The following is a 5,042-nucleotide window of genomic DNA, read 5'->3' as shown; positions in this document are numbered from 1 at the left end:
GCCCTCGGAGACGTTCCTTACGCGCTATCTGAAAGCACGCGATAAGAGTCGCATTACCGGGCCATTCCCGTACGAATCAAAGTTCAGTGCTGATAACTTAGTTACATCTTTAGTAGTCGATCAGCTTCGCGGTGTCGGCTTGTTGTTGGAAACACAGATGAACGACATGCTCGAGAACTATCGATTTATAGGAGGGTTGATGGTGCCGATCGATCTGCAGGGTGGTGATGTATATGCCGAGTTCCAGTATTTGCCTTCACTGATCGACTTCAGTGTTCGCTTCGATCGTAAAGCTGTTCGCTGGAATACGATTGAGACAACTGATAACCTGGTGAGCGAAGAGTATAAATATACTTTGAACAGATTTGAGATCAGTGCTTCACTTCCTATATCCGATCGTATTCGCTTTACATTAAAACCTTTTGGTGCAGCAGCACGCTCTATTGATTTAGGTGTATCTGATTTTCCGTCAAATCCTCCTACAGCAGTACCGGTTACTAACTACTATGCGGGTATTCGTTCAGAGCTGGTATATGATAACTCAGTATCAACCGGTTTGAACCTGATTGAAGGAACGCGCGGTAAGATCAGCTTCCAGCATCACCAGGGAATGAATAACAAAGACCTGAGCTTTACACAGGTTACAGCCGACATCCGTCACTATCAGCAGATATATAAAGAGATTGTGTTAGCGGTTCGCGGATATGCAGGTACATTCTTCGGCAGCTCTCCGAAAGTATATATGCTAGGCGGTATGGATAACTGGCTGTTCAACAAAACGCGCTATACCGGCACCACCAGCAAAGGTCAACCCAATCCACTCGGTGTGGCTACTGCCAACCAGGATATATTGTTCATGGAATATGCTACGAGTCTTCGCGGTTTTGATTATGGTACTTTGTTTGGCAACAGTGTAATGTTGTTCAATGCCGAACTTCGTGTGCCACTGATTCGCGCCCTGGTAAGCGGGCCGATCTCTTCTAATTTCTTCCGTAATATGCAGTTCACCGCGTTCTATGATATAGGTACAAGCTGGTCGGGTAAACCTCCGTTCTCGTCTAACAATAGTGTAAGCTATAATGTGATACAGCAGGGACCGTTCCAGGCAGAGATCAAAAATTACCTGAACCCCTGGCTCTATAGCTACGGTGTGGGTATGCGTACCATGATGCTGGGATACTATGTGAAGTTTGACCTGGCTTGGCCGGTAGAAAACTACGATGTGGGCAATCCCAAATTGCATGTAACACTGGGATACGATTTCTGATATACCCGCTACATATATGTTTTACGTCTGCTATCTTGCAGGCAACTCAGGGGAACGGAATTTTTTCCGTTCCTTTGTTTTATAAATTCACGCTATGATAAAATCGATGACAGGGTTCGGCCAGGCTTCTTATGACGATGGCCAATTGCAGATAAGTGTTGAGATAAAAAGTCTTAACTCCAAATTTCTTGACCTGAACCTGCGCTTGCCGAAACTCTTCTCCGAACGTGAAATAGAAGTACGCAATCTCATCAGTGAAAAACTGGAGCGCGGCAAAGTATCGATCGTGATCGAGTATCAACGCTATGGCGATGAGTCGATGAAGCAAAGCTATAATGAAGCATTGTTTGCATCGTACTATCAGCAACTGAAAAAACTGGCCGATAAAGTTATAGCACCACACGACCAGCTCTTTCAACTTGCGCTCAACTCTCCGGATGTAGTGCAGAATAATTTGAAAGAAGAAGGTAACGAGGAGGAGTGGAATAAAATAAAAAAGATCGCGTTGGAGGCTATTCAAAAATGCGAGCAGTTCCGTAAAGCAGAAGGTTCCGTATTGGAAAAAATGTTGCAGGGATGCTGCGGAGTAATCGGGCAGGAACTAAAGAAAATTGAAGAGCTCGATCCAAAGCGGGTGCAACGTATACGCGAGCGACTAAAAGGAAATATAGTATCATTCTTCGGAGAAGAGGGTTATGATACGAATAGACTGGAGCAGGAGATTATCTTCTATATAGAGAAGCTCGATATCAACGAAGAAAAAGTACGATTGAAGTCACACCTGAATTACTTCATGCAGATACTGGGCGAGCAACAATCCAACGGTAAAAAACTAGGCTTCATCTCGCAAGAGATCGGTCGAGAAATAAACACTATCGGCTCTAAAGCAAATGATGCCGACATCCAGAAGCACGTAGTAATTATGAAAGAAGAACTTGAGAAGATCAAGGAACAACTGAACAACGTACTATAAATGGCTGCAGGCTTTTAGCTGCTGGCTGCCAGAGGGAGTGAATGTGTGCGGCTAGAGCGCGTCTGTATGAAGGTATATTTGCAGGTATAGGCTATACTAAATATAGCTGTTGATTCATAAGCTATGCTATATATATCGAGTGCATTTAATCTGCGTTCATCTGTGAGATCTGCGGGAAACAAAATTACTCATGCACTTCCAACTCACCCTCAGGTTTTGTAATCACATAGTCCGTTAAATCCTGCTTAGCTGTTAAGCCCTGACCATAAATTACATCTCCTTGCTGGCGGATCGTTACAAATTGTTCTGTGAATATTTTTTGATCGGCAGGCTTCCAGAAAAGTTCTTCTGTGTTGAGCTGTTCATTCTTGGCAACATTCTTTACTTCTACTTTACCGCGGCCACGCCACTGATCCTGATCCTTGAAATAGAAAGCGTGGTTGGCGCGCAGTGTAGATTCCAGTTTTCCGAATATATCGTAGAACTCCAGATATATACCTTTCGGAAATTCGCGATCGCCATTTTGAAATTCATACACCAGGTCGGCCAGCATCTTTACCTTTACACGATCGTTCTCGGTATAGAACATCTCCATATTTTCTACTTCACGCAGCGGACCTTTATACTCCACCGGTTCTTTTATCTCCGGTTTTCCGCAGGCGAATACAATAAACGGGATCAGTAAAAGTAAATATCGTTTCATAAACAAAATTGAAAAGGCCACAGGATGAACTATGGCCTTTGATTTTTTATCCTGTTATACCAGGAGGATCAATCAAACTTGCGTTTAATGAACCACTGGTCATTAAAGGTTATTCCAAAATATATCTTGAGGTAGTTCTCCTCCAGTATATTTTCTGACTTATTACCGCGCTTGCCTACTTTGCAAGCCAGGTTAAGATTGGAACGTCCGGCCGGCAACGAGAGCCCAAAATTAATGCCATAGTCTTTTACACTATTGCCATTCGCCAGGAATGGATATTGTTCCATACTTACACCCATGCGATAGGTGAGTCGTTTCAGATAACTGCCGAGTGCCAGCGGATCGGGTGTAATTTCTCCGCCCAATGATGCTCGCCACGAACGTTGCAACCCATTGTCATCATTGTTTATACTGCTAAAGTTAGACCAGTTCTGGTAAGCAAACTCGGTTGATACAGCCCACTTTAATCCGCGACTCAAGGAAACTCCGAATGTTAATGCTCCCGGTACTTTAATTTCTCCGCGGGCATTGTTGATCTCGTTCGATTCGATTGTATCGCCTGCTAATGTTGTGCGATAAAAATGATCACTGCGTTTGGCGTTCAGGTTGGCTTTAAAATCATAAACAGCACCTACACTAAAGCGATAGTTCTTTCCCCAGAGTGAATCGCGACTGAAAGAATATCCTAAACCAAAATTGAAATCTTTTATCGTTGATTTTTCAGACACCGCTATTACATAAGGAATCTGGTCTGTTTGATTCAACTGGTTCGAGTATACATTTTCAATAGGACCGAACAGATAGGTTGCTTTCAAGCCCACGCTCATCTCTTTGTTAATGCGTACGCCATTAGACCAGTATAATTGTGTGAGTCCTCCTGATCCATATTCGCGAAATTCTGCCGTAGTAGTTTCTCCGCCAGGCAGTGTTAATGTTTGAGGATGGATATACTCATAATCAACATTCGTATAGGGCATCAACCCGATGGAGGTAGTCCACTTATTTACTTTTATCGGGAAAGCCGTAACGAGATAGCTCATGTTACCGCCGGTATTTTTCTCGCGACCTTCATTGCTACGAAGTGTTCTGCGCTCGGCAACTATACCGGCTTCAAACACGGTAAGGCTATTGAATACAAGCAACGCAGGATTCTGATTGTTGAGATACCAATACTGTGGCTGACTTACACCGGTGCCGGTGCCCTGGTTGTGGATCAAGGCGTTACCATATGGATCGCCTATACCAAATGTAGTAAAGGGCGATCGCGCAGCCTGACCCCGAACCTCTTCTGTGGTTATGATAACCAGACACAGTAAAAAAAACTTTTTAGCGACTGACATTATATAATAAAATACTGTTTAACCCACTGAGTACCAGTTCGGGGACCGCAAATATGGACGCTTTCAACCTGTTTTCAAAAAAAGCGGTATCTCCACCACACAAAATCACCACCAAACCGCTGAATTTCTCTGAATATCTGCGAATAATTCCATCGATTTCTTCTGTCAAACCATGAATCGCACCACTCTGCATACACGTCTCCGTGCTGTTGCCGGTGAGCGGAGGATTTTCTGTTACCTGTACTAACGGAAGGCGCGCAGTAAATGTGTGCATCGCCTCAAAGCGCATCTTTAATCCCGGAGAGATACTGCCGCCATGATACCGGGCTTCACTATCCAGAAAATCGTACGTGATGCAAGTGCCTGCATCAATCACCAGGCAATTCGTTGCCGGGTAAAGAATCTGTGCTCCACATACGCCTGCAATTCTATCAACACCCAATGTATGCGGAGTAGCATATAAATTCTGTACAGGCAATGGCAAAGTATGACGAAGAATAAATTTCTTCTTGGCACTAGTCCACTCCGAAACAGTTTTTGCATCTGTGTTAACCGAACTTATGATGAAATGATCGGCCGGAAAGTTTTGTAAAAAATCTTTCAGTTCAACTTCACTTCGAAAGACATGCTTTTCCTTCAGCGTTCGCTGATCAAAAATACCTACCTTGGCAGACGAGTTACCGTAATCGACAACTATATTCATAGAATGTTATCCGTTAATGGTTATCTGTTAATCGGAATCGGTTAGAGGTACACTTA

The 5,042-nt window shown here is 43.7% G+C and carries 5 protein-coding genes; 2 read left to right on the top strand and 3 right to left on the bottom strand.

Annotation, left to right across the window (positions count from 1 at the left end):
- On the top strand, positions 1 to 1,267 hold a 1,267-nt coding region (locus VIN08_RS14040; protein ID WP_331966211.1), incomplete at its 5' end, for a BamA/TamA family outer membrane protein.
- Between the two features lie 94 nt (positions 1,268 to 1,361).
- On the top strand, positions 1,362 to 2,240 hold the full coding sequence (locus VIN08_RS14035) for a YicC/YloC family endoribonuclease (RefSeq protein ID WP_331966208.1): 879 nt from the start codon (positions 1,362 to 1,364) through the stop codon (positions 2,238 to 2,240).
- Positions 2,241 to 2,424: 184 nt separating this feature from the next.
- Here the strand turns inward: VIN08_RS14035 and lptC are convergent, their stop codons facing one another.
- The 3 genes from lptC to VIN08_RS14020 all read right to left on the bottom strand — a co-directional run bounded on the left by lptC (position 2,425) and on the right by VIN08_RS14020 (position 4,986).
- A complete protein-coding gene (gene lptC / locus VIN08_RS14030) occupies positions 2,425 to 2,943 on the bottom strand; it encodes an LPS export ABC transporter periplasmic protein LptC (RefSeq protein WP_331966205.1) in 519 nt (172 codons plus the stop codon).
- A 68-nt stretch (positions 2,944 to 3,011) separates the two neighbouring features.
- Positions 3,012 to 4,283 (bottom strand): outer membrane protein transport protein, encoded by a 1,272-nt coding sequence (locus VIN08_RS14025; RefSeq protein ID WP_331966202.1) that lies wholly within the window; start codon positions 4,281 to 4,283, stop codon positions 3,012 to 3,014.
- On the bottom strand, positions 4,270 to 4,986 hold the full coding sequence (locus tag VIN08_RS14020; protein WP_331966199.1) for a type III pantothenate kinase: 717 nt from the start codon (positions 4,984 to 4,986) through the stop codon (positions 4,270 to 4,272). Before VIN08_RS14020 ends, VIN08_RS14025 begins: the two co-directional genes overlap by 14 nt.
- Between the last annotated feature and the right edge of the window lie 56 nt (positions 4,987 to 5,042).

It is taken from the genome of Ohtaekwangia sp. (assembly GCF_036568665.1).
In the GTDB taxonomy this organism is placed as follows: domain Bacteria; phylum Bacteroidota; class Bacteroidia; order Cytophagales; family Cyclobacteriaceae; genus Ohtaekwangia.
The sequence above is the reverse complement of the archived record's forward strand: the minus strand, read 5'-3'. Positions and strand labels throughout refer to the sequence as shown.

Coding starts and splice junctions, on each gene's coding strand:
- VIN08_RS14035 (WP_331966208.1), top strand. CDS start 1,362: ATGATAAAATCGATGACAGGGTTCGGCCAGGCTTCTTATGACGATGGC.
- lptC (WP_331966205.1), bottom strand. CDS start 2,943: ATGAAACGATATTTACTTTTACTGATCCCGTTTATTGTATTCGCCTGC.
- VIN08_RS14025 (WP_331966202.1), bottom strand. CDS start 4,283: ATGTCAGTCGCTAAAAAGTTTTTTTTACTGTGTCTGGTTATCATAACC.
- VIN08_RS14020 (WP_331966199.1), bottom strand. CDS start 4,986: ATGAATATAGTTGTCGATTACGGTAACTCGTCTGCCAAGGTAGGTATT.